We start from the raw sequence: 23,375 nt of genomic DNA on the forward strand, positions 1-23,375 counted from the left end.
TATTACTACTATTTCACATAATAAACATCCGACTTATTCAACTGCTGCTTTATTGCAGCGCAGCAGCTCGATAAACTCCTGCATTGCACGGGACATCCACTTCTTCGGATGATGCACGAGCAGCAGCGACAGACTGAGCTCAGGGTGTTCCACCGGCAGCACAGCCAGCTCGCCGCGCCGCAGCTCTTCCTCTGCCGCCATGCGCGGCAGAATGGCAATGCCCGACCCTGCACGGACGCATCGCTTGATCGCCTCAGGATTGCCGAGCTCTATGCCAATACGGTAAGGGATGACTTTCGACCGCAGCAACTTTTCGAGCAAAATCCGATAGTTGCAGCTGCCCTCCGTCATCATCCACTCCTGATCGGCAAGATCGACGAGCGTTAGCGGCTGTTGGCGCTGAGGATCCATATTCGAATTCGCAAGCGGGTGATCGGGACGAGCGACAATAACGAGCGGCTCTGATCGAAGCGTTATCCATGAAAGCGACGGATCGTTCGCGGTCGGCTGATGATGCTGATCGAGCAATAGTCCAAAGTCGAGTTCGCCTTCTCTCACTTTGCTTACGATGGCTGGCTCATTCTCCGATTGAAGACGAATCGACAGCTGAGGATGAAGGTTACGGATATTTTGGATAAAAGGGGGCAAATAGTACGCAGCGAGAGAGTCAATCGTGCCAATCGTCATCGTCCCTCCGCCTTGCTGCGCAAGCTTCTCCTTCGACTGTTGGTACAACTCGAGCATTTGATTAGCGATTGATAACAGCTCCTCACCTGCCGTCGTCAGCCGAAGTCCTTTGCCGAAACGCTCGAACAACTGAACGTCGTACGCTTTTTCCAGCTTCTGAATTTGAGTCGTAACGCTGGACTGGGCATAGCCGAGCGCATCAGCCGCTTTCGTGATGCTTTGCCGAACAGCCACCTCGCGAAAGGTGTGCAGATAAGTCAGTTCCATGCTTCACCACCCTTTCTTGCGACTGTTGAATGGATTGTATTATCGAAATTATTGATGCCAGATATCAATTATTATAGATAACAGTGATGGTCCTTGTCATGTTAAAGTTAAACCAATCGATTACGAGGAGGCTGCGGCAATGTTAAGCGAACACCAAATACAAGGTATATTCGTTCCTATCGTGACTCCGTTCCTGCCTAGCGGAGAGCTAGATCTTGCATCGTTCGAGCGAATGGTCACCCAACTGCAGACGCATGATATTCAAGGCATTGTACTCAATGGTACTACGGGAGAGTCGCCTACGGTTGCTTGGGAAGAAGTAAGTACACTCATGCAATCTATGACTGCGATTACGAAGAATAGACCGGGACAGGAGCCTGTAAGAGGATCTGATCAGAACTCGATGCCAATCATTGTTGGCGTTGGCACGAATGACACTAGGGCTTCTGCAAGGCGCGCCGAGATGGCTGGCAGCATGGGGGCGGATGCCGTTCTTGTCGTCACTCCTTACTACAGCCGACCATCGCAAGAAGGTATTGTCGCACATTACGAACAGATTGCAAAGGTCGGCGTACCCGTTCTCGCATATGAGATTCCTTCCCGGACCGGTGTACGTGTAGATGTGAGCACGATGCGGCGCATACTGGACATTGATGGCGTAATTGGACTCAAAGATAGCACGGGCAGCACGGACTTCGTCTCGGCGCTAACTGCCAGCGGAAACAGCAAACCTGTGTTGTGCGGGGAAGACCGGCTGTTTCACGCCATGTTATGCCAAGGCGCCAGCGGCGGAATGCTAGCTTCCGCTCACGTAGAGACAGATTCATTCCTGGAAGTTTACCGATTGGCTACTGAAGGACGGTACAGCGAATCGCTTAACACATTCAATCGTTTACTGCCGCTCATCGAGCTGCTGTTCCGCGAATCCAATCCAGCACCAATCAAATGGCTGCTCAAGCAGCAAGGACTGCTGGCCAGCGATACCTTGCGTCTGCCGATGACGCCGATTACAGCTGGTCTGCAGGCTGATTTGGGTCAGCTGTTGGCGGAAGGACCGTATGTTGGGAAATAAACGCGTATTATAAAAAGCCTTTATCCCGGCTATCCAGCCAGGATAAAGGCTTGTTTCACATTAACGTGCCATCGTACCCATACGACTGGCAGCCTCGATTACAGTTGGCGCGATTTCTCGCATTCGTTCCGGCGTCAAACGGCTCGAGGGGCCCGATACGGATAACGCGGCGATTAACCGCTGATGGCGGTCGTAGATCGGCGCCGAGACAGCAGCAGCACCAGGCTCGCGCTCCTCGATGCTGGTCGCATAGCCATTGCGGCGAATCTCGGTCATCTGGCACTCGAACATATGGCGGTTGACCGCATCAGGCTGCAACGACTCAAGCTCCGTCCATATCTCTGCCTGCGTCGGCTCGTCTGCGAATGCAATCAGTACCTTGCTCGAAGCGCCAACGTAGAGCGGCAGTCGCGCCCCGACAGTTGCAACCCTCCGCACCGCTTGATTGCTCTGCACCGCTTGAATACGGATACGTTCTCCACCGCTTCGTACGTAGAGACTAACCGTCTCGCCCACTGTGTTGCGAAGCCGTTCCATCTCCGGCTGCCAGATGACTGCAGGGTCATCAGAAGACGTCAAGTGCGCGGACAACTCCCATACGCGGAAGCCGAGCCGATAGCGCTCCGTTCCGCTATCCCGTTCTACGAAGCCCCGATCCTCCAGCGTCGACAGCATGCGGTGAACCGTGCTCTTGTGCAGACCGACACGCTCTGCTATCTCAGTCATTGCAAAGTCCGTGCCCAATGTAAAGCATTGCAATATATCAAGCGCCCGTTCGACTGCTCTTACGGTCGATTTGCCTTCCTCTGCCATCGTCACTCGCCCTCCCCTGCCGCTTATTCATTCTATTAAATACCAATAGATTTGGTTAAATATTGTTTCACACAATGAAACATCGTTGCATTTAGTATAACTGAAACCGCGATTAACGTAAAGATAAACTCATTATATTTCAACTATATTACAAACGGCTAACATCTCATCGACATCGATTGACACACTTGTACGATGGTCATACGATGGTAGTACTAACAGACTAAAGCGCTTCCATCGAGAGGGGATGTTCCGGATGAGCAGTACCATTCTACCAACACCATTGCCAGTCAACAGTCTACCGGCACCCATCATACAGCCGCTGCCTTCACCGCGTGCCGTCAGCCGTCGCAAGAGCGGCAAGCATGCCCTGTTCGCTGCTGTATCCGCCGCCGCTGCGCTATGTGTGCTTGCTGTAGTCGCATTCCATGGTTACATTGCATGGATGCTCGCGCACCCGTATGTAGCCCCTCTCTACTCGAATCCGATGGAAGCCGCGGGTCTCCCGTACGAAGACACGGCTTTCCCAAGCAAGAGCGGCCGTACAACCGTTGGCGGTTGGTTCATCCCTGCCTGCGATAACGATGGTCCGCAGCTCGCCGCTCAGACAGCTGCAGCTGCCAGCGTGACGCAAGCTAATGAGTCACAGCGCACCGTTATTTTCAGCCATGGCTATGGTGCCAATCGCGAAGAAACATGGGTCCCGATGTATGACCTTGCAGCGTTGCTGCATCGGCTGAATTACAATGTGTTCATGTTTGACTACGGCTATGCATCCACCGACTATAAAGCGCCGGCAACAGGCGGTTACGAGGAATCGCAGCAACTGCTGGCAGCTGTTCAATATGTCAAAGAGCGCGGCGCATCCGAGATTATCGTCTGGGGCTTCTCGATGGGCGCTGGAACGGCGCTGCAAGCAGGACTTCAGACTGACGATATCGATGCAATGCTGCTCGACAGTCTCTTCCTGCCGAGCCCGGACACGTTGTTCCATAACGTTACCCAAGTGCTGCCGCTTCCCAAATATCCATCACTGCCGCTTATTGAGATGATGCTCCCAGCATTCACAGGCACTTCGTTCAGCGGCATCCCAGCGAAGGAAGTGATGGTGAAGGATTACCCGATCCCGCTGTTCATCATGCATGGAACCGAGGATACGAAAGCCCCATACGAGATTGCGGATCAGATCGCACATCATCAGTCGAACCCGCTGTCGCAGGAGTGGATCGTCCAGGGCGGCAAGCATGAATTGTTGTTCCAAGTTCATGCCAAAGAATATATTCAACGCGCCGCGCTGTTCCTTGGCCAAGTGCATCAGCAGCATGCTGACGCCAATGGTGCTGAGGACGCTGCTCCTGTCGATTCCATCATGCTCTAATGATAAAAGCCTATTCATGGTCCAAAAGCACGACATAGCTCCGCATCGTCATGAATACATCTTAAGCGTATACGTTTGTTCTCCCGTCAATCGGAGTACAGACAATCGGACGCTCAAGTGTCATGAACAAGGAGGCTGATGTCGTGCTTTTTGTATATGGACCACAGACACCGCTTCGACTGCTGGAAGAGATCCGCGATTGGAAAAGGCAAGAAATCGAGCATGCCGCCGTCATTCGCCGATTTGCGCCAGGATTGGAGCAGGAATATGCATGGCTGCTCTCGGAATGGGAGCAGCCGCTTCGTGCGGCTGAACGAGTTGCAGACCGCTGCTTGAACGAAGCGCTCTCGCGCGGGGCGAACGAAGAACCCAGCGAAGAGAAGACCATCACCCGCGCAGAACTGCTGCTGCAGGCTTCTGCGTACCAGTCGCAGCGGTTCGTCGAGCATCTGCTGCAGCTGCTCGAGAAAAGCCCCTCTCTCTCCGCTAATCCGGCAGCCAAATCATTCGTTCTGCATGCCGTGCGCGAATCGAATGGCTTCTTAGGCGTGCAGGATTCGTATCGGTATACACAGCAAGCAGTGTTCGAGAGCAGAAGCCAGTCAGACGATTTGACCGAAGCTGACCGTCTCGCAGACACGCGCAAGGCAGGAAGGAATGGCGCTGTAAGGCCTCGCCCTGCCAAACCTGCACCCGCATATACCAACACTTCTCCCTCGCCCGCTGCCAGCCTGAAGACAAGCGAGTCGACCAGCCCGCAGGTTGCCGTCCATACGCCGCCAGTCGTTCAGCTCGTTGATACCGTAGACGAACGGCCGGAGCCGCCAGCGCCTGCTCCAGGGGCCTCTGAGCCTATACCGAACGCTGTCGCTCATTCAGAATCATCTTCTTTAACCGAAACCGCACTTGGGGCCGCTAATGCCGATAACGAGGAACGCGCCCCTGTGACGCAAGTCCCAATCGGCGGTCATCGTCTCCCTCCGCTTCCATATGCCTACAATGCATTAGAACCTTATATCGACGAAACAACGATGCGCATCCATCACGACAAGCATCATCAGAGCTACGTCGATGGCCTGAACAAAGCGGAGCGTGAGCTGCAGCAAGCAAGACAGAACGGCCAGTTCGATCTTGTCAAGCATTGGGAGCGTGAGCTTGCGTTCAACGGCGCCGGCCACTATCTGCACACGCTGTTCTGGACGGTCATGGGACCTAATGCAGGCGGTCAGCCATCAGGCCCGCTCGCTGCTCAGATCAGGCAGGATTTCGGCAGCTATGAGGCGTTTAAGAAGCAGTTCACCGAAGCTGCGAACAAAGTCGAAGGCGGCGGCTGGGCAATTCTTGTCTGGAGCCCTCGCGCTAGGCGGCTTGAGATTCTAACCGCAGAGAAGCATCAGAACTTGTCCCAATGGGACGTTGTCCCGATTCTGCCGCTCGACGTGTGGGAGCATGCCTACTACTTGAAGCATCAGAATAATCGAGCTAACTATATTACGAGCTGGTGGAATGTCGTCAATTGGCCTTTCGTCAATCAACGCTTCGAACAGGCTAGCAAGCTTATCTGGGAGCCTTTCTGATAGGATTCTACCCACCCAAACCCTCCCTGCAAGGGAGGGCCCCGTGGGTTTAAGCTAATGCTCCCGATGTGGTTTCCTTACGGAAACCTTTACCCCTGGACCCCGGAATCGGGCGATGGCGAGACTGAGATGAGTGTAAGATACTGCGCGATGGGAGTCGTGTGCTCCTATGGGGCACAACTTTCGTTCGAGCTTGCTAGTGTGTTTACAAAGCTTAAAACTCTTATGTAATGAAAAAAGCCTCCGACTCGCCGCTATGTAAACGGTAAGTCGGAGGCTCCTTCATTGCATATTCGATATTAATCTTTAATCAATGCCATAAATTCCGCACGTGCTGCAGCATTGCCATGGAATTGGCCGCGTACAGCAGACGTTACCGTCTTGCTGCCCGTCTTCTTCACACCGCGCGCGCACATGCACAGATGCTCGCCATCGACGACAACCATGACGCCATGCGGCTTCAGTTCTTCCATTAGAATGTCAGCGATTTGCGACGTAATCCGTTCTTGTACCTGCAGCTTGCGGCTGACTGCCTCTACGAGGCGAGCAAGCTTGCTGAGTCCGACGATTTTGCCGCTTGGGATGTAACCGATATGCACCTTACCGAAGAACGGCGCCATATGGTGCTCGCATTGGCTGTAGTAGACAATATCCTTCACGATGACCAGCTCTTCATGCTGCTCATCGAAAGTTACACCCAGCACCTCGCGAGGATCAACCTCGTATCCTGCAAAAATTTCTTCGTACATGCGAGCTACTCGAGCCGGTGTCTCCTGCAATCCTTCGCGTTCGACATCTTCTCCAATAAGCTTCAGTATCTCACGTACATGATATTCGATCTGGTCGCGATTGCTCGTAACCATAGAATTGACGTAATCCTTCTTGCCCGCCATCCGACTTCCTCCTTCCGGACGCGCAGAAACTACCGTTTCTTATCGTTTAAACTTCTGATTGCGCATCATTTGTTGTGCTTTTTTCATTTGCTGGCCATTCAAGTTGTAACCCATTTGCTTCGCCATTTTGGTCAGCATTTCTGGATCGCTCTGCATTTTCTCGAGCTGCTTACGCAGGTAGAAGACTCCTGCGAAGAAACCGCCGGCTGCGCCGACAATCAAAGCCACGATGGCTGTAATTGTAATCCACATGGTCAATGTCACCTGTCCTTATCCCATTCGACTCTTAATAACAGTGTTCAAAAAGTTCGGTTTTCAGCACCAAGAAGGTTGGATCAAGCGGGGAATGAGGATCGGAGCGTAGTGGTTTGCTACGTGAGAACCGGAAGTCTCAGCTTCATCCAAGATTCGATGCCGAATTCACTTCTAGTGTTGCTTCGTGATCAAAAACGGACTTTTTGAACGACCTCTTATACGCGATTCTCGCAGAATGGTGCGTATATAGGCATATTGCATCTAATGATAGCATGATCGCAAATAGAGCGCAAACGATGATTTTTCCTGCAAATGCGTTGATTTACTGCAATTCTCCCGATCGCTCTGACTCAACTGAAAGCGCAGTCATTGCCCGGGCAATCGCCGCTGATGTTTCCTCGTTCGTCTCTGTCGTATATGCAATACGAAGTGCCTCTGCCGCCTCTTCCCCACCGATCATGCCAAGCGACCATGCCGCCGTTCCCCGCAGCTCGGGACGCGGGTCTGTCCGAAGAACGTCGATGAGGGCCGGAACTGCCGATTGTTCTCGAAAATTGCCGAGCGCGATAATGGCATTGCGCTGAATCGGCTTCTTGCCGCGCCAAGCGCCCGATGCCGAGCCGAACTTCTCCTTAAACTCCCGATTGCCAATCGTCAGCAGCGGCAGCAAGAGCGGCTTCGCAAGCTCCGGATCGGGCTGCAGCTCCGGATGATGGGTCCAGTTCTTACCCTTGTTCGCCGGACAAACGATCTGGCATGTATCGCAGCCATAAAGCCGATTGCCGATTTTGCGCATATACGTATCCGACAGCATCGTCTTCGTCTGTGTCAGAAACGAAACGCATTTATTCGAATCAAGCTGACCGGGTCCTACAAGCGCGCCAGTTGGACAAGCATCGATACATTTGTTGCATGTACCGCACTGATCTTCTAGCGGCGTATCCGGCGGCAGCGGCAAATTCGTAATCGTCTCGCCAAGGTATATCCACGAGCCTAGCTTCGGTGAAATAATGGAGCAGTTCTTCGCGCTCCATCCGAGGCCAGCGCGCTCTGCTACAGCTCGATCCGACAATGCGCCTGTATCTACCATACTCATAGCGCGCATTCCTGGCACACGCTCTTCCAACCATTTCTCCAACCGGGCAAGCCGGTCCCTTAATGCGCTGTGATAATCGATTCCCCATGATGCACGCGCAAAAATACCTCTTCGCGCCCCCGGTTCCGACTTCGGCGGATCAGGAAGCTTCGATGGATAGGCGACAGCGATTGCAATGATGGATGCAGGACGATCGAACAGCAGCGCAGGATTCGTTCGCAATTCAATATCCGGTTCTTCAAACCCGGACTCCCGCCCAAGCTCCCGATGCCGAAGCAGCCTTTCCTTAAGCTCCGTGAACGGGTCAGCCGACGCTATGCCGATATCATCGATGCCAAGTGATGGAGCAGCCGCTTTCAACTCTGCTTTCAGCGCTTGCCAATCAAAGCCTGTCCATGTCGGGTCCGTATCCATTTGCTGTTGGCCTTCATCCTGCAGCGGATGCTCCATTCTTGTCCTCACCTCATAACGTTGTAACAGTCTATACAAAACAAAACGGCGCCCCAGCCACCCGACTCCCGGGCTACCCGAACAGGCACCATCTGCATTCGCTCATCTCATAACTCTCTTCCGCTTCTACAACGATCCAAGGTCACCAGTCGGCCAGACGATCCAATCGACGCGTCCGCTGATGCGATCTCGAATAACAGGTCCGAAGGAACGGCTGTCACGGCTTGCTCTGGCATGCCGATTATCGCCCATCACGAAGTAGAACTCATCAGGCACCTCATATGGTCCAAAATCCAGGTCGTCAATCTCCGTGTCTGTGTACGTTGTCTCATCCACTCGTTCGCCATTGCGGTACAGCACCCGATTGCGAATCTCAATTCGGTCGCCTGGGACGCCGATGACACGTTTCACCAGCAGCTTCTTATCAGGATTATCCGATGGATCCTCCAAAATGACGACATCGCCGATTTTGGGATTCCCGAATAAATAAACGAATTTGTTCACATACAGCCAGTCGTGGTCATGCAGCGTAGGCTCCATTGAGTGACCTTCCACCTTCGACAGATGGAACACAAACGCATGGAGCAGCAGCACGATCGTGAGGGCTATCGAGATGGTTTTGATCCATCCCATCCATTGAATCGAAAACCGCTGCACATCATCCAGTTCCGCGGTCGTTTCAGACTCCAGATCGGCCATGATTTCAGCTCCTAAAAGGTTTTTAGGGGTGCAGTCCCCCTAAAAACCTGCATCGTAAGCATAAGCTTAGGTATTTTGGAGTGTTCTTCTCCAAAATACCTTGCATCGTAAGCATAGGCTTTACTTTTGAAGGTGGTTTTCCTTCAAAAGTTACTTCGTAAGCATAAACTCAGGCATTTGGGAGTGATGTTCTCCCAAACACCTTCGTAAACACTCACTTAACTTAAAACTCTGTAAAATCGATCTCCGACGCTTCACGCTGCCAATCCTCATAATATTGGTACACGAGTTCGTCATCGAACGGCGCATCGGCCGACTTAGCGCGGCGAAGCAAACTTTGCAGCCCCTGCTCGACTTTATCGAGGACGATATCCGGATAATGATACATTTGCTTATGCCGCTCGTACTCATCCCGGTCGACGACATGAATACCGCCGTCCGCTGTACGAATGACATCCAGATCATAATCGATATACGTGAATACGTCCTCGTTCTGCATCATGGGAGAAGCGACGTTGCAATAATAGCGAATACCGCCGTCCTCCAGCAGCGCTACGACGTTATACCATTGTCCCGGCATAAAGAACGATACCGCCGGAACCCGGCTCGTCCACAGCTTGCCGTCAGCCTCCTGAATCGGCGTCTGCCGATTGATAAGCACGTGCATGGACTGCTCGGCATGCTCCTTGGCAAGCCGCTCTTGCGGAACAAGCCAATTGCGGTGCCAGAACCGATGCAACCGACCGTTATGCTTGAAGCTCTTGATCATGCATGGCATGTAGTTGTTCATGGCGTCACCTGACTTGCATTCTTTGTACTTCTATTAGTATAAGAAAAGCATATCCGGCCGCCAATTGCAATGGCATGTCGGATATGCTTTCAATGATCGAGACCATCCGTCTCGAATAATTCGTACCCTTAAAGGCGTGACCAGCCTTAGCCTGCAACGATGCTAAGCTTTTGGAACGAGCGGAAAAAATCGGTTGCCGCATAACCAAGCTTCTCATACAACGGCAGCACTTTCTCATTATGCTCGTCGGCCGTAACCATAATCTTAGTGACATGACGATGCTCAAAACGCTGCTTCAATCCATTAATAAGCGTTTTGCCAATCCCTTGGCGCTGGTATTCCGGCAGTACGGCTACGCGATAATAATAACCCTTATTATTGTCGATCGTACCGATAATCATGCCGACAATTTCACCTTCCTCAACAGCAACAAGCACAAGATCGCTATCCCATGACAACTGTCGCCCAAAAGCTAACATTGTCTGTTCGTAGCAATCGTCCGAAAGTACCGTCCCGAGTAATTCGGTTACCGGAACATAGTCAGACAGTTGAAAGGAACGAACGTACATGTGATGGTTACAACTCCTCAGTCGATGTCATAAATTATTCAAGCCTTTATGAATAAAATACGACAAATCTATTTAAATTCCTTCTAAAACTTTAAAAATTCTTTAAAAACTTAAAGAAATCGACCATTTATCGATGAAAGCGCTTAAATTTAAGCGTTTTCATCAGGTTTCGTCATATTTTCTGCACTTTACGGGTCTTTTCGTACATAAATGGCACCCTTTGTGCCCATCCTATTTTCGTTCTGCATGATTCGACTTTCGCAACAACAATGTTGATTTATTCAAGCGAATAAGGGATAATTGTACCTGAATCAACACCTAATTTTGGGAGGTATATCAATGGCTTATCAATTGCCTGCTTTGCCTTATGCTAACAATGCGCTCGAACCGCATATCGATGAAACGACGATGATGATTCACCATGACCGTCACCATAACGCTTACGTAACGAACCTTAATGCTGCACTGGAGTCCGCTCCTGAGCTGCAAGGCAAATCGATCGAAGATCTGATCGCTGACCTGAACAGCGTTCCGGAAGCAATCCGCACTGCTGTTCGCAACAACGGCGGCGGTCACGCTAACCACTCCCTCTTCTGGGAAACGATCGGCCCTAACGCTGGCGGCGCTCCATCCGGTAAATTGGCTGACGCAATCGCTAATGAACTGGGCGGCTTTGATAAATTCAAAGAAGACTTCGCTAAAGCAGCTGCAACGCGCTTCGGCTCCGGCTGGGCTTGGCTTGCTGTTGGACAAGACGGCAAACTGAAAGTATACAGCCTGCCTAACCAAGACAGCCCAATCATGGAAGGCGACACGCCACTCCTTGGTCTGGACGTTTGGGAGCATGCTTACTACCTGAACTACCAGAACAAACGCCCTGACTACATCGCAGCGTTCTGGAACGTTGTAAACTGGGCAGCTGTTGCTGATCGTTACGAAGCAGCATCGAAATAAGCTCGGACAAGCTCTGATGGGCTTCACGCGCCGCATCCTTCATGGATGCGGCGTTTTTCGTATGCGCACTATTATTGCTGTTCAAAAAGTTCGGTTTTCAGCACCGAGAAGGTTGAATGAGAGGAGGGAATGAGGATCGGAGCGTAGTGATGTGCTACGTGAGAACCGGAAGTCTCTGCTCCATTCAAGATTCGATGTCGAATACACTTCTAGTGACACTTCGTGATCAAAGGCGGACTTTTTGAACTACATCTATACAAAATCAATATGGATGGCTCCAATTCCATAGGCAAGAGTACACGCTATCCAAGCATACATTTAACAAGTAAATAGGCGCTTAGCACAAAGGAGGCGTAAAACCGATGTATCCGAACTATTACGGCTACGGATACCCATATGGCTACCCATACGGGTACGATAGCTACTATGGGCAGGGATACGATCCATATGCGCAAGTTGTGGAATATCAAGTGCCGCAGACCGATAGCGACGCCGCGTATTACTACGATCCGCGTGGATTTATGCCTGGACCGCCGCCTAGACCTCCTGGGCCTCCTGGGCCTCCGCCACGGCCGCCTGGACCACCAGGACCACCCGGGCCTCCTGGGCCGCCACCTAGACCTCCTGGACCACCACCTAGACCTCCTGGACCGCCAGGGCCATTCCCGCCTGGACCGTTCCCGCCAGGGCCTGGACCGTTTCCGCCACCTAGACCACCGTTCCCGCCAGGACCAGGGCCATTCCCACCTGGGCCGTTCCCGCCAGGACCTGGACCGTTCCCGCCGCCTAGACCGCCGTTCCCGCCTGGGCCATTCCCGCCAGGGCCATTCCCACCACCTAGGCCACCATTCCCGCCATTCTTCCCGCCAATATTCCCGCCACCGTTCCCAGTGCCAATTCCAATACCAATACCGATTGGACCTGAACCTGTGCCAGTGCCTTTGCCGATACCAACTCAGATCACAGTGCTCATAAATGGCGGAGCTGTATTCCCGAATATTACACAGGTCTACCCAATCGCATTCTTCCCGGGCATTACGATTGCACAGGCGCTGCTGAGCACGGGAGTCGTTTTAATCGGTGCAGGCGGTCAAATCATCTCGGTTGGCGGCATACCGATTACGGATGGCATCAGCTTTGTGCTGACGCTAAACGGCCGTCCAATTCCGTCCACGCTGTTGAATGTACCGCTGCAGCCAGGTGATTCCGTCGAGCTTCAGCTGTTCTTTCGCCCGCCTTTACGGGATGAGAGCGAATACTTGAATCACAATAACATTCAATACGAGGAAGAACGCAACTACATTGATGAAGATGATCTGAACGGCGTCGACTAATAAGTTTTGTTTCAATTTATGGAGTAAAACGATAAAGACTCTGCTCAACGTTCCGCGAACGGCGAGCAGAGTCTTTTGTTACCAATAAGACCTTATAAGAACCCGAATCGATTATCTAGAAAATCCCCTCCAAAATGTGGTCGCTTTTCCTGAAAAGCCTCGAAAGAAACCTTTCAATATGTTATAATCTAAATTAAGCCTATCGAATTACTCTATTTTAGAATCTTATACAGAAAATAAATGATCTGAAGGAGTTGAACCCGCTTGACCCGTATTGTATCTATTATCGCTACTCCGAACCAGTCTTCCAGACTGCTTGGCGTTACAAACTATGTCGAACAGCAGCTTCGTGAACCAAAGTATGAACTGACGACGCTGCAAGTAACGTCGATTCCTGCAGAAGATCTTATCTTCGCCCGCTTCGACAGCCCAGCGATTGCTGAAGCGAATGCACTCGTTGAAGCAGCCGACGCGGTCATTATTGCAAGTCCTGTCTACAAGGCTTCCTACAGCGGCATTCTCAAGACCTACCTGGATTTGCTCCCGCAGAAAGGTCTTGATGGGAAGATCGTCGCTCCTATCTTCATCGGGGGTACCATTGCGCATCTGCTGTCTATCGATTACTCCCTCAAGCCTGTCCTTGCATCGCTTGGCGCTCGTCAATATGTCAGCAGTATTTATGCAACTGACTCACAGGTTACACGCACGGGTCAAGGTAACGATATCGCCTTCGAATTGAATGAGGAATTGACGGCACGTCTTGATCGTACAATCGAAGAACTGCGCATCGACCTCGCGCGCCGCTCTTCCTAGATTACAGCATCAACCAAATAGGGCTGTCTCATGCGTGATTCATCGCATGGACAGCCCTATTTGTTATTTTTGAGCAATACGCTGCCCTTTGCCGCTAAGCAGCTTCAACTGATCATTCTCGTAACCAACGGTATAAACGACTTTGTAAGGCGTGTCGACGAATGCACCATCTACCCGTTCTTGAGCCGTAATGTAAGCAGTGACTACCGCCCGCTCATCTTCCTGCACTTCTACATTCAGATCTTCAATCGTAATGTTCCGCGTGCCGAGGTACCCTTCACGGAACGTTTCGTATGAGGTCGAGGCAATCCAAGTGCTTCCGATCAAGGAATACGCATAGACGTAATCGCCGCTGTTGAGACTGTCATAGAAGTGTGTCACGAGATATGAAGCCATATCCTCGAACGTTACGTCGCCCACGCTGCCTTCTTGGAAAACGTCCGAGTCCATCGCGATATTGTGCGGCAGCTCCGTCATTGGAGAAGCCGACCAGCCTTCGACCAGCGACATGACCTGTCCGATTGGGAGGCTGAAGCCGATTGCACCCTGTTCAGCGCCTGCCGAGTTAATGCCGATAACCTCTCCCGTCTCGCGATCGACTAATGGACCGCCGCTGTTGCCGTGCGCAATTGGCGCAGATATTTGATACATATCTTTATACGAATAAGGGTCGATATCAAGCACTCGCCCTACCCCGCTTATAATGCCTGTCGTTACAGTGTTCTGATAACCGAGCGGACTGCCGATAGCGATGACCTCGTCCCCGATTTCACCGACATGCTCGGTTTCCATGGCAAGCGGCTTCATTCCCGACAGTTCCGGCACCCGGACGACCGCAACGTCCAAGTCTGTCCCGATCCCGATAACGGTACCCTCCAGCTCTCTTGCATCCGCCGTCCTTACCTTTACCGTATGGGCGCCGATAACGACATGCCCATTCGTAATCAAATCGCCTTGATCGTTATAGAGGAAGCCCGAGCCCATCAAGCCATTGTCCGTCTCGATCATGACAACCAACTTCTGCGTTGCAAAAATAATGTCCTTCAGCGTCTTATCGGTTGCCGCTGCATTCGAATCCGCAGTCGGCTGCGCCAGCAGCGGGCCGTTCGTCAACCGATTAGGCACGTCGTTATGAATCTTGACGACACCAACCGTCCCGCCGAGCAGCACAAGCAAGCTTGCGATAATACAGATCCATCCGTTCCGATTCATGTGCAGACCTCACTTATTCCAAGAACCAGCCAGCACGGTCGATTCGAACCTGTGCTTTCTGATAAGCGTTATAGTAAATGTTATCAACGACAGCCGTCTCTCCCGGCTCTACTTGATCCGGAGTTGCATAAATCGTACCGGTGTTGATCACATTGCCTGACGCATCGAGCAGCGTATATTCAACATAAACCGAATAGATCGTCTTCGTCGCTGTATTGCGCAGCTCCGCATGAATATGGATATCCCCGTTCTCATCCAGCGTCGAAGCGAGGTTCTCGACCTCTACTGCCGCCGTACGGTTCCTCAGATCTTCCTCTGCCGCCTTCTGCTGAGCCAGCTTGATTCGCTTCTGCTCCGCATCCTCATACGCCTTCTTCTCGGAAGCGATCTTCTCCTTGAGCGACTTCAACTTCTTGTTGCTGCTGTCGTATTCAAGTCCGATCCCCACCGCAGAAGCCGCATCGCTGAAGCTCTTTCGCTCTAACAGCCGCTCGCCTTCCTGAATCGATAGCTCGCCGATTCGCGATACGATCTGATCATGTACAGTTCCTGCCTCGGCATTGTTAAGACCATCTGCAACCCGCAGCTTAGAGATCAGCTCCTGCACAGATTCGATCCCAGCCAGCTCCGATTGAATCTGCTGGACTGTCAGCTCCGCTTGCTGCTGCTTCAAGCTGGCACGCAGCGGCTCGAACAGCTCCTCTTCGCGCTTATTAAGCGATTGGCTTACCTCATTCAGCAGTCGACTCGATTCTTCGAGCTTGTTGTCCTTTAACAAATCGGTTGCACTATTCAACTTACGTGCCGCATCCGCGGCCTCTTGCACAATGGCCCGGTCAGCCTTCAGCGCCGTAAGCTTTGGACGTACTGCGATCGCCCTATCCAACAGTTGTACGGACAACTCATAGCTGCCATGTATCGCCTGGCGCTTCGCTTCATTCTGCCAGCTGGTCACACGCTCATTTTGCAGCATCTCATAGGAATAATAGCCGTACACGCCCGCGCTGACGAGCAGAGCAAGCAGCACCGGTACGAGCCAAGTATAGATGCGAATTCCGTTTTTTCTCGGGATTAAAGCTTCTTCTCCATCATCCGTCTCACCTGCATTCAACAGATCAGACTCTATCCCCTCGAGCGCCTTATATTCCGACTCGCTGCGAACGCCTTGCGACAACGAAGCTGCCAATTGCTCGGCAAAATGAGGAAGAGCTTCCCCGCTCTCTGCGCCAGCCGCAGCAGCTTCCTGCTCCCCTTCTTCCTCCTTCAGCAAGTCAGAGTCGAGCAATTTACCGCAGTAGCCGCAGTACCGGCCGTCCGGCTGATGGTTCTGTCTTCCGCAGTAAGCACAATACATGATGTTTCACCTCAATATTTGAAGATTCGAACGAATCTACTTGTCCTATTAAAACCAGCAATCTTCATTGTAAAACAATTAATAGGCATATCCAACGTGAGGATAGTCCCAAGGTGACACGGTTGTTGCCATCCTTTGAGAGGTACAGCACGTCTCACGCAAGAAAAACATACCTTGTTCGTACAAGTCAAATCTATAAAGTCTTATATTTCATAAAAATAGCCGTCGAGCGCTCTCGACAGCTAATGAATGGACTAACGTACACCGCTTATCTTAATTGCAACTTGAATAAACACATTATAATCCGAGTAAAGAAGGCTGAACAGCCCTATATTCTGTCAAAAAACTTAACATTTGAAAAACTCGATCCGATTCATCACATCTACTATCGAATAATGCTGCAAATAGGCGATCGCCTGCTTCTCGGCTTCCTTTAATATACCGACCAGCTCTTGCTCAAACCGAGCAGATAATTCGGCCTGATCAGCCACCTGGAGAGCTGCCGCTGTCTGAAGGTCAACGGCTTCATAGATTTCACCTAATGTAATGCTCTCGGCCTGCTTGATTAACACATAACCGCCTTCACGCCCACCCCTGGATGCGACGATACCCGCAGTAACCAGCGATTGCATCACCCGGCGCATGAAGGTTGCATGTGCATCGACGCGGCTGGCGATCGCCGCACTCGACAGTAAACCGCCGCTGCTTGCAAGCCATACTAAGGCGTGGACTGCAACTTTAAAACGAGGTGGCCCTAAATTGACTCCGCGACTGACTGTGCTCATTGGCTCCCCCCTGCTCTATAGACAAACAGCTTCTTTTTTATAGGACAAAAAAAGAGGCACGATCCCAAGGACCGCGCCCAATAAGCCATTGCGCTTCACGGGCATCGAAGCCCGCCGGGGCGCGCCGCCCCCGCTAACCTTACCTAACTTACTAAGACGCACTACATGACTTGCACGGCAGACGAATTACTTCTGACCGTAGTAAGCGTTAGCGCCATGCTTGCGCAGGTAGTGGCGGTCCAGCAGATTCTGATCCATTGGCTGCGTGTTCGGGTTGAGCGCATACGTATGAACGGCCATCTTCGCGCACTCTTCGAGTACGACGGCATTGTGCACCGCATTGTGCGGGTCCTTGCCCCAGCAGAATGGCGCGTGGCTGAATACGAATACGGACGGCACTTGTGCAGGATCGATGCCGCCTTTCTCGAACGTTTCCACGATTACATTGCCTGTTTCATGCTCGTAAGCACCTTGGATTTCCGCTTCCGTCATTGGACGCGTGCAAGGTACTTCACCATAGAAGTAGTCGCCGTGCGTCGTTCCGAGCGCAGGCAGGGAACGGCCCGCTTGCGACCAACTCGTTGCCCATGGCGAGTGCGTGTGCACTACGCCGCCAATTGTCGGGAATGCTTTGTACAGCACAACGTGCGTTGGCGTATCGGACGATGGACGAAGGTTGCCTTCTACTACATTGCCGTCGAGATCGACAACGACCATATGCTCAGGACGCATTTCTTCATAAGGTACGCCGCTTGGCTTAATAACGACCAGACCGCTCTCGCGGTCGATGCCGCTAACGTTACCCCATGTGAATGTAACCAAACCGTATTTCGGCAGCTCCATGTTCGCTTCCCATACGGCTTTCTTCAACGATTCCAACATGAATGAAGCACTCCTCTCATGCCTATCAATTGCTTGCTCCGGATGCCAACTTATAAGGGGTTAACTTATACGGACATCCTGCTGTATTTGCATGCATTAATTATAGGTTGTACGTACAAGTATGTCACGCGTTTTTTTACGTCAAAGCCTTCACCGATTCCCGTTCTACAAGCGTTGGCTCATAGACGACATCCTTCCAAGAACCGCGCGGCGTACGCTGCGTAATAAGCTTCATTAGCAGCTCGACAGCATCCGTTCCCATGCTCGTCTTCGGGTGAGCGATCGTTGTCAGCTTCACCTCTGTCGCGACAGCCAGATTCGAATCGTCGAAGCCGATCATGGACAGATCATCCGGTACAGTCAGCCCGCGACGCCTGATGATGTCGAGCATCCGTACAGCCAGTTCATCATTGTAGCAAAAAATCGCCGTCGGCCGTTCCTCTGCTTCCCGCTCCAGCATACGTTCCAGCGCTTCAAGCGGACGGCTTGTCTTCTCTTCTGACGAATACCGGACGACCCAATCGGCAGCGACCGGCTGCTTGCGTTCACGGAACGCCCGCAGGAAGCCGCGCATCCGATGCACCCCTTGATAGTCATCCGTCTTGAAGAAGCCGGCTATTCGCTCATGGCCCATTCGCAGCAAATATTCGGCCGCCCGATAGCCGCCCATCTCGTCGTCCACCTTCAAGCATGGCGCATCGACATCCGTATACCGTTCGTTCAGCATGACATATGGGATTTGCCGAGCGTCGAGCGCGAGGAAGTAATCGAAGTTCGGATTGCCTTCCGCGCTCTTCGTCGGCTCGATGATGAGACCGGCCAGCGGCTCGTGCAGCATCGACTCTAGACTGTCGCGCTCCTTCGGCTTCTCGTTGTCTGTGCTGGCAAGCAGCAGCCGTGCTCCGCGTTCACGCAGCGAAGACTCGACGCCGCGGACGATCGTCGGGAATATATAGTCCGAAATATGCGTCGTAATCATGCCGATCGTCATGCCAACCGGCGATGGCTTGCGGTCCGCTGCCGTCTGGGATTCCGCGACGAACGTCCCTTTGCCCTGCGTACGATAAAGCCAGCCGTCCTGTTCCAGATCGCCGAGCGCCTGGCGAACCGTCTGCCGGCTCATCTCGAAGCGCCTCGCGATCTCATTCTCTGAAGGAAGCCGGTCATGCGGCTTGAATTGCGCCGTTACAATCCAAGACAATATCTCCTGCTTCAATTGTATATATTTAGGCGTCTGTTGATCCTTCACGACACACCCCATTACGTTAAGTTGTATGCCCTATAGTATATCATACCGTTCACTTGTACGTACATGATTGCCTGCTTTTTTCCGAAATAAGGATGGTGGCGTGTGGATCGCTCATGGTCATGTGCACTTAGGGCAGCAGATAGGTGCTATTCTGCGACTACGGAGTGATAATGCGCATCTAGAACGCTAGTTAGGTGGAATTCTGCAACTACGGAGGTATCTGTTCGCTCAGGCAGCCAGCTAGGTGCATAAATGCACAATATCGTTTGGTATAAAAAGGAAGTGAAAGGAGGCCCCTAACAGCCTTGATCTAACTAACGGGAATGAATCCCCTTGTCCGCGAACCTTGCTCTAATCTCATCGAACTTTCGTCTCGCATCCTCCGAGTCATCAGCCACTAAGATCGAATAACCCATTGAGGGATCCATCGGCCGTGCATGCTCCAGCGTGTACAATTTGTACCGCCTGCGGTGCGGTGTGTAGATTACGTATCCGGTATGGCCAGCTACCGGCTTTAACCCCATCCTTCGCAGCTGTGCTCGAGTGAACATAGCATCCGGCTTATTCTCTAACGTATAGGTTCTCACTGTACACTCTCCCAATAATAAAGCCTTAGCGGCAAGGGGACCCCGTCACTAAGGCTGTTCGTTCAGTACAGCTATTAAGCTTTCGCCACGTCGTAGCCCTGATCTTCGATTGCATCGCGGATCTGATCGAGCGTTACGCTGCCCGGATCGAAAGTCACGTTGACCGTGCCCTCCGCCAAGCTTACCTCACCTTTGGCGCCAAGCGAACTGAGTGCACCTTCCACTGCTTTGACACAATGACCGCAAGACATACCGGATACTTTCAATACTGTTTGTTGAACGGACATTCGAATCTCCCCTTCCATGATATCCTGCTACTTTAATATGATACGTGCCATGCCCTCTCGTCCATGACTCATCCGACCTGAATGACGAACGGTACGGTAACAACGCGGCCTTCCCGCTGGAACTGTCCCCATATCTTATAGATGCCATTGGCCGGAAATACGGTCGAGAACGATGCGGATGAGCTGCCGCTATTCGAATCCTTCGGATGAACGTGCAGATACGTCTCCATATCCTTGGACAAAATAACGACATGCCCCGCCGCTCCCAAATAGTTCTCCATATCCGTCAGCTCTTTACCTGTCTTCTCATCGCGGAACGTATAGGTGAGCGTCGCATTCTCGCCCACTTTCGCCTGGCTGATAGCGAGCGAGAATTCAATACCGTCCACCTTCTGCACAAGGCTGGCGTCAGGCTGCGGAGCAGGAGAATCATAAATAGGTTTGCCGTTGACTGTCAGCCAACCGGCGCGCGTGATGGTCGAGCCGCCAGCAGGAACGAAATCGGCGAACCACTTATACCGCCCGCCAGCAGCGAACTGGGTCATAACGCGGAATACGCCGTCGCCGTCATAACCCGGGTGAATATGCCGGAACTGCTGCATATCCTCGCTGACGATAATAAGATGAAGCAGCTTCTCATGGCTCAGCGCAAACTTCTCTATCGGTTTGCCGTTCTCGCCAAGAATCCGAATCGTCAGTTCTGTTTCCTGCCCAGCCTGCAGTTCCCCTGCTGTAGGTGCGAGTACCGCCTGCACATTCTCGCTCAGGTTCTCTTCTGATGCCGACATATTCATTCCATCATGCGAGGCATGTGAGTCATCACTCAATCCATCATGCTGATGATGAACAGCGCTGCCCGTTCCCAACTCATCGCTCGACGCTGATAAGGGCGGCGGACCAATTTCAACACCAGCCTGAGAATCCGTACTATCCATATCTTCTACTGCGTGTGTGTGATCTGCCGTTGAAGCAGCCGTACTTGCAGCCCGTTCATCACCACGGTCACACGCCGTCAAGGTACTAGCCAACATAACGACCAGCAGCAGCTTTATCGTTTGTTTCATTCGTTCATCAGCTCCATGTTGATATCGTCACGATGGCTGACGAAGACGAAGCCGCTGCAGCCGCAGCGCGTTCAGAACGACTGATACAGAGCTTGCCGCCATCGCAGCTCCGGCAACCCAAGGCGCCAGCAGGCCAGCGGCTGCAATCGGAATGCCGATTGCATTATAGGCAAGCGCCCAGAACAGGTTCTGCCGAATGTTGCGCATCGTTGCCCGGCTTAGCTCAATTGCATCCGCGATCCCGCCCAGATCGCCGCGCATGAGCGTCACATCCGACGTCTCAACCGCTACATCGGTGCCTGTGCCGATTGCGATCCCTACATCGGCCGCGGCAAGCGCCGGTGCATCATTAATGCCGTCGCCAACCATTGCCACCTTATGTCCTTGCTGCTGAAGCCGTTGAATCTCGGCAGCTTTCTGCTCAGGGAGCACTCCGGCGATCACATGCTCAATGCCAACCTGCTGCGCAATCGCGGCAGCTGTCCGTTCATTATCACCCGTAGCCATCCTTACCTGTATGCCCAATGAACGAAGCCGTAAAACCGCTTCACGTGACGATTCCTTGACCGTATCGGCCACTGCGATGAGTCCAGCGAACGAGCCATCGACCGCAGCCAGCATGACCGTCTTCCCTTGTGCTTCAAGCGAGGATTCTACTGCTGAATCCGCAGTTGTCAGATCAACACCGTACCGTTCCAGCAGACGACGTGCTCCAACAAGCAGTTCATGACCTTCAACGACTGCCTGAATACCGTAACCCGGAAGCGCCTCAAACTGTTCTGCATCGGGAAGTGACAGTCCACGAGCTTTGGCGCCTGCTGCAATTGCCTCCGCAACTGGATGCTCGGACAAGCGTTCCGCTGCAGCGACCAGCCGCAGCAGCTCATTCGGATAATCGGCAACAACGTCCGTCAGCTGCGGTTTCCCGTGCGTAACAGTACCCGTTTTATCAAGCACGACCGTGTCGATCCGATGCGTCTGCTCCAGATGTTCGCCGCCTTTGAACAACACGCCCAGCTCTGCTGCCCGGCCCGATCCCGCCATGACGGATGTCGGCGTTGCCAGCCCAAGTGCGCAAGGGCAGGCGATGACAAGAACAGCAATTGCAATCTCAAGCGCTTGCGCTGTGTTGCCCGGCTCGATCCAGATGAACCAGATGGCGGAAGTAATTACCGCAATCGCTACGACAATCGGGACGAATACGCCCGAGATAACATCGGCCAGCCGTTGAATCGGTGCCTTCGAGCTCTGTGCATCCTCAACGACTTTAATGATCTGCGCGAGGGCGGTGTCGGCGCCAACCTTCTCTGCCCGAATCTTCAGCACGCCGTTGCGGTTAAGAGAAGCGCCGATAACGCGGTCGCCAGCACTTACATCCACTGGCATGCTCTCGCCTGTCAGCATCGATTCATCCACCGACGATTGTCCGTCAAGCACAACGCCATCGACTGGGATTGCATCGCCTGGTTTCACGAGCAGCACATCGCCAACAACAACCTGCTCAACTGGCACTACATGCTCTTCACGATCACGCAGTACGGTCGCTGTCTTCGCCTGCAGCTTCATAAGCGATTGAATCGCTTGGGAAGACCGTCCTTTCGCCCGCGCTTCGAACAACTTACCCATTATGACGAGCGTAATCAGAATCGCACTCGTCTCGAAGTACAACTGCGGCCCTTCCGCCATCATTCCGTGTCCGCTCATCGTTCCGCCTGCATTTTGCCACTTGATCGTCTCGTACAGACTGTAGAAGTAAGCCGCAGATGTACCGAGCGCAACGAGCACATCCATATTGGCGCTTCGGTTGCGCAGCGCCTTAAAGGCACCAATATAGAACGGTCCGCCAATATAGAACTGCACCGGCGTCGCCAGCGCTAACTGCGTCCATGGATTCGCCAGCCATTCCGGCAAGTAAATCCAGTCGAGCCATGCAAAGTGCGATACCATCGTCCACAGCAGCGGAAGCGACAAAATAATCGAAAGGAACAACCGATTGCGCTGCGCCGTTGTGCGATCCTTCTTGCTAGCCAGCTGCGCCTCTTTCTGCTTCTGCACCGCCGTATAGCCGAGCTGCGTCACCCTGCGTTCCATATCCATTGGCGACACCGCTGAAGGATTGTATTCCACATGTGCCGTCTCCATTGCGAAGTTGACGGTTGCCTTCTCAACACCCGGCAGCTTGCCGAGCCCTTTCTCAATCCGGTTCGCACAAGCAGCGCAGGTCATTCCTTCTAAGTTAAAATCAGCCGAAGCTGTATCAGCAATCGCTGCCGAAGCCTGGTCGATCTGTTCATTGTTCGCTTGCATC

General features: G+C 52.5%; 23 protein-coding genes. 6 read left to right on the forward strand and 17 right to left on the reverse strand.

Features of this window, described 5'->3' with window-relative positions; genetic code table 11:
- Window positions 1-33: 33 nt before the first annotated feature.
- Window positions 34-954 (reverse strand): LysR family transcriptional regulator, encoded by a 921-nt coding sequence (locus H8B09_RS20255; RefSeq protein ID WP_191205387.1) that lies wholly within the window; start codon window positions 952-954, stop codon window positions 34-36.
- A 139-nt stretch (window positions 955-1,093) separates the two neighbouring features.
- Between H8B09_RS20255 and dapA the strand changes: the two genes are divergently transcribed.
- The gene (gene dapA, locus H8B09_RS20260; protein WP_191205388.1) at window positions 1,094-2,026 is read left to right on the forward strand and encodes a 4-hydroxy-tetrahydrodipicolinate synthase; all 933 of its coding nucleotides are present in this window, start codon (window positions 1,094-1,096) and stop codon (window positions 2,024-2,026) included.
- 60 nt (window positions 2,027-2,086) lie between these two features.
- On the opposite strand, the gene H8B09_RS20265 is transcribed toward dapA, so the two are convergent.
- Window positions 2,087-2,839, reverse strand: coding sequence for an IclR family transcriptional regulator (locus H8B09_RS20265; RefSeq protein ID WP_191205389.1), 753 nt, complete (start codon window positions 2,837-2,839; stop codon window positions 2,087-2,089).
- 256 nt (window positions 2,840-3,095) lie between these two features.
- Here H8B09_RS20265 and H8B09_RS20270 point away from each other — a divergent pair, with 256 nt between their 5' ends.
- Together H8B09_RS20270 and H8B09_RS20275 are read left to right on the forward strand one after the other, a co-directional pair.
- Window positions 3,096-4,217, forward strand: a complete 1,122-nt coding sequence (locus H8B09_RS20270; protein WP_191205390.1) for an alpha/beta hydrolase — start codon at window positions 3,096-3,098, stop codon at window positions 4,215-4,217.
- Window positions 4,218-4,360: 143 nt separating this feature from the next.
- Window positions 4,361-5,794, forward strand: a complete 1,434-nt coding sequence (locus tag H8B09_RS20275) for a Fe-Mn family superoxide dismutase (protein WP_318152667.1) — start codon at window positions 4,361-4,363, stop codon at window positions 5,792-5,794.
- A 299-nt stretch (window positions 5,795-6,093) separates the two neighbouring features.
- Here H8B09_RS20275 and folE read toward each other — a convergent pair whose 3' ends face one another.
- The 6 genes from folE to H8B09_RS20305 all read right to left on the reverse strand — a co-directional run bounded on the left by folE (window position 6,094) and on the right by H8B09_RS20305 (window position 10,546).
- Entirely contained in the window at window positions 6,094-6,687 is a 594-nt protein-coding gene (gene folE / locus H8B09_RS20280) for a GTP cyclohydrolase I FolE (protein WP_191205392.1), read from the reverse strand.
- A 39-nt stretch (window positions 6,688-6,726) separates the two neighbouring features.
- On the reverse strand, window positions 6,727-6,939 hold the full coding sequence (locus H8B09_RS20285; RefSeq protein WP_110045726.1) for a YneF family protein: 213 nt from the start codon (window positions 6,937-6,939) through the stop codon (window positions 6,727-6,729).
- A gap of 325 nt (window positions 6,940-7,264) precedes the next feature.
- The gene (gene queG / locus H8B09_RS20290) at window positions 7,265-8,452 is read right to left on the reverse strand and encodes a tRNA epoxyqueuosine(34) reductase QueG (protein WP_191205666.1); all 1,188 of its coding nucleotides are present in this window, start codon (window positions 8,450-8,452) and stop codon (window positions 7,265-7,267) included.
- A 162-nt stretch (window positions 8,453-8,614) separates the two neighbouring features.
- A complete protein-coding gene (gene lepB, locus H8B09_RS20295) occupies window positions 8,615-9,187 on the reverse strand; it encodes a signal peptidase I (RefSeq protein ID WP_191205393.1) in 573 nt (190 codons plus the stop codon).
- A gap of 223 nt (window positions 9,188-9,410) precedes the next feature.
- Window positions 9,411-9,977 (reverse strand): DUF402 domain-containing protein, encoded by a 567-nt coding sequence (locus H8B09_RS20300; protein WP_191205394.1) that lies wholly within the window; start codon window positions 9,975-9,977, stop codon window positions 9,411-9,413.
- A 146-nt stretch (window positions 9,978-10,123) separates the two neighbouring features.
- On the reverse strand, window positions 10,124-10,546 hold the full coding sequence (locus H8B09_RS20305; RefSeq protein WP_191205395.1) for a GNAT family N-acetyltransferase: 423 nt from the start codon (window positions 10,544-10,546) through the stop codon (window positions 10,124-10,126).
- A gap of 339 nt (window positions 10,547-10,885) precedes the next feature.
- Between H8B09_RS20305 and H8B09_RS20310 the strand changes: the two genes are divergently transcribed.
- The 3 genes from H8B09_RS20310 (at window position 10,886) to ssuE (ending at window position 13,647) form a co-directional block, all read left to right on the forward strand.
- Window positions 10,886-11,500, forward strand: a complete 615-nt coding sequence (locus H8B09_RS20310) for a superoxide dismutase (protein ID WP_191205396.1) — start codon at window positions 10,886-10,888, stop codon at window positions 11,498-11,500.
- Between the two features lie 362 nt (window positions 11,501-11,862).
- Window positions 11,863-12,834: a hypothetical protein gene (locus H8B09_RS20315; protein WP_191205397.1), complete on the forward strand. Its 972-nt coding sequence runs from the start codon at window positions 11,863-11,865 to the stop codon at window positions 12,832-12,834.
- A gap of 264 nt (window positions 12,835-13,098) precedes the next feature.
- Complete coding sequence (gene ssuE / locus H8B09_RS20320; protein ID WP_191205398.1) at window positions 13,099-13,647, forward strand: NADPH-dependent FMN reductase; 549 nt, start codon at window positions 13,099-13,101, stop codon at window positions 13,645-13,647.
- Between the two features lie 63 nt (window positions 13,648-13,710).
- Here the strand turns inward: ssuE and H8B09_RS20325 are convergent, their stop codons facing one another.
- The 9 genes from H8B09_RS20325 to H8B09_RS20365 all read right to left on the reverse strand — a co-directional run bounded on the left by H8B09_RS20325 (window position 13,711) and on the right by H8B09_RS20365 (window position 23,374).
- Window positions 13,711-14,859 (reverse strand): S1C family serine protease, encoded by a 1,149-nt coding sequence (locus H8B09_RS20325; RefSeq protein ID WP_191205399.1) that lies wholly within the window; start codon window positions 14,857-14,859, stop codon window positions 13,711-13,713.
- 13 nt (window positions 14,860-14,872) lie between these two features.
- The gene (locus H8B09_RS20330; RefSeq protein ID WP_191205400.1) at window positions 14,873-16,213 is read right to left on the reverse strand and encodes an FxLYD domain-containing protein; all 1,341 of its coding nucleotides are present in this window, start codon (window positions 16,211-16,213) and stop codon (window positions 14,873-14,875) included.
- Between the two features lie 347 nt (window positions 16,214-16,560).
- Window positions 16,561-16,998, reverse strand: coding sequence for an Rrf2 family transcriptional regulator (locus H8B09_RS20335; protein WP_191205401.1), 438 nt, complete (start codon window positions 16,996-16,998; stop codon window positions 16,561-16,563).
- Window positions 16,999-17,184: 186 nt separating this feature from the next.
- Window positions 17,185-17,880 (reverse strand): L-ribulose-5-phosphate 4-epimerase, encoded by a 696-nt coding sequence (araD, locus tag H8B09_RS20340; RefSeq protein ID WP_318152668.1) that lies wholly within the window; start codon window positions 17,878-17,880, stop codon window positions 17,185-17,187.
- Window positions 17,881-18,016: 136 nt separating this feature from the next.
- Window positions 18,017-19,129, reverse strand: a complete 1,113-nt coding sequence (locus H8B09_RS20345) for a GntR family transcriptional regulator (protein WP_191205668.1) — start codon at window positions 19,127-19,129, stop codon at window positions 18,017-18,019.
- Between the two features lie 314 nt (window positions 19,130-19,443).
- A complete protein-coding gene (locus H8B09_RS20350) occupies window positions 19,444-19,716 on the reverse strand; it encodes a hypothetical protein (protein WP_191205402.1) in 273 nt (90 codons plus the stop codon).
- A 74-nt stretch (window positions 19,717-19,790) separates the two neighbouring features.
- Window positions 19,791-20,003: a cation transporter gene (locus H8B09_RS20355; RefSeq protein WP_191205403.1), complete on the reverse strand. Its 213-nt coding sequence runs from the start codon at window positions 20,001-20,003 to the stop codon at window positions 19,791-19,793.
- 68 nt (window positions 20,004-20,071) lie between these two features.
- Window positions 20,072-21,067, reverse strand: a complete 996-nt coding sequence (locus H8B09_RS20360) for a DUF8832 domain-containing protein (protein WP_191205404.1) — start codon at window positions 21,065-21,067, stop codon at window positions 20,072-20,074.
- Window positions 21,068-21,094: 27 nt separating this feature from the next.
- On the reverse strand, window positions 21,095-23,374 hold the full coding sequence (locus tag H8B09_RS20365; protein WP_191205405.1) for a heavy metal translocating P-type ATPase: 2,280 nt from the start codon (window positions 23,372-23,374) through the stop codon (window positions 21,095-21,097).
- Window position 23,375: the final 1 nt, after the last annotated feature.

Source organism: Paenibacillus terricola, from assembly GCF_014779765.1.
Lineage (GTDB): Bacteria > Bacillota > Bacilli > Paenibacillales > Paenibacillaceae > Paenibacillus_T > Paenibacillus_T terricola.

Bases quoted from the DNA above. Each gene is read 5' to 3' on its own strand.
- H8B09_RS20255 (WP_191205387.1), bottom strand. From the start codon at position 954: ATGGAACTGACTTATCTGCACACCTTTCGCGAGGTGGCTGTTCGGCAA.
- dapA (WP_191205388.1), top strand. From the start codon at position 1,094: ATGTTAAGCGAACACCAAATACAAGGTATATTCGTTCCTATCGTGACT.
- H8B09_RS20265 (WP_191205389.1), bottom strand. From the start codon at position 2,839: ATGGCAGAGGAAGGCAAATCGACCGTAAGAGCAGTCGAACGGGCGCTT.
- H8B09_RS20270 (WP_191205390.1), top strand. From the start codon at position 3,096: ATGAGCAGTACCATTCTACCAACACCATTGCCAGTCAACAGTCTACCG.
- folE (WP_191205392.1), bottom strand. From the start codon at position 6,687: ATGGCGGGCAAGAAGGATTACGTCAATTCTATGGTTACGAGCAATCGC.
- H8B09_RS20285 (WP_110045726.1), bottom strand. From the start codon at position 6,939: ATGTGGATTACAATTACAGCCATCGTGGCTTTGATTGTCGGCGCAGCC.
- queG (WP_191205666.1), bottom strand. From the start codon at position 8,452: ATGGATACGGACCCGACATGGACAGGCTTTGATTGGCAAGCGCTGAAA.
- lepB (WP_191205393.1), bottom strand. From the start codon at position 9,187: ATGGCCGATCTGGAGTCTGAAACGACCGCGGAACTGGATGATGTGCAG.
- H8B09_RS20300 (WP_191205394.1), bottom strand. From the start codon at position 9,977: ATGAACAACTACATGCCATGCATGATCAAGAGCTTCAAGCATAACGGT.
- H8B09_RS20305 (WP_191205395.1), bottom strand. From the start codon at position 10,546: ATGTACGTTCGTTCCTTTCAACTGTCTGACTATGTTCCGGTAACCGAA.
- H8B09_RS20310 (WP_191205396.1), top strand. From the start codon at position 10,886: ATGGCTTATCAATTGCCTGCTTTGCCTTATGCTAACAATGCGCTCGAA.
- H8B09_RS20315 (WP_191205397.1), top strand. From the start codon at position 11,863: ATGTATCCGAACTATTACGGCTACGGATACCCATATGGCTACCCATAC.
- H8B09_RS20325 (WP_191205399.1), bottom strand. From the start codon at position 14,859: ATGAATCGGAACGGATGGATCTGTATTATCGCAAGCTTGCTTGTGCTG.
- H8B09_RS20330 (WP_191205400.1), bottom strand. From the start codon at position 16,213: ATGTATTGTGCTTACTGCGGAAGACAGAACCATCAGCCGGACGGCCGG.
- H8B09_RS20335 (WP_191205401.1), bottom strand. From the start codon at position 16,998: ATGAGCACAGTCAGTCGCGGAGTCAATTTAGGGCCACCTCGTTTTAAA.
- araD (WP_318152668.1), bottom strand. From the start codon at position 17,880: ATGTTGGAATCGTTGAAGAAAGCCGTATGGGAAGCGAACATGGAGCTG.
- H8B09_RS20355 (WP_191205403.1), bottom strand. From the start codon at position 20,003: ATGTCCGTTCAACAAACAGTATTGAAAGTATCCGGTATGTCTTGCGGT.
- H8B09_RS20360 (WP_191205404.1), bottom strand. From the start codon at position 21,067: ATGAAACAAACGATAAAGCTGCTGCTGGTCGTTATGTTGGCTAGTACC.
- H8B09_RS20365 (WP_191205405.1), bottom strand. From the start codon at position 23,374: ATGCAAGCGAACAATGAACAGATCGACCAGGCTTCGGCAGCGATTGCT.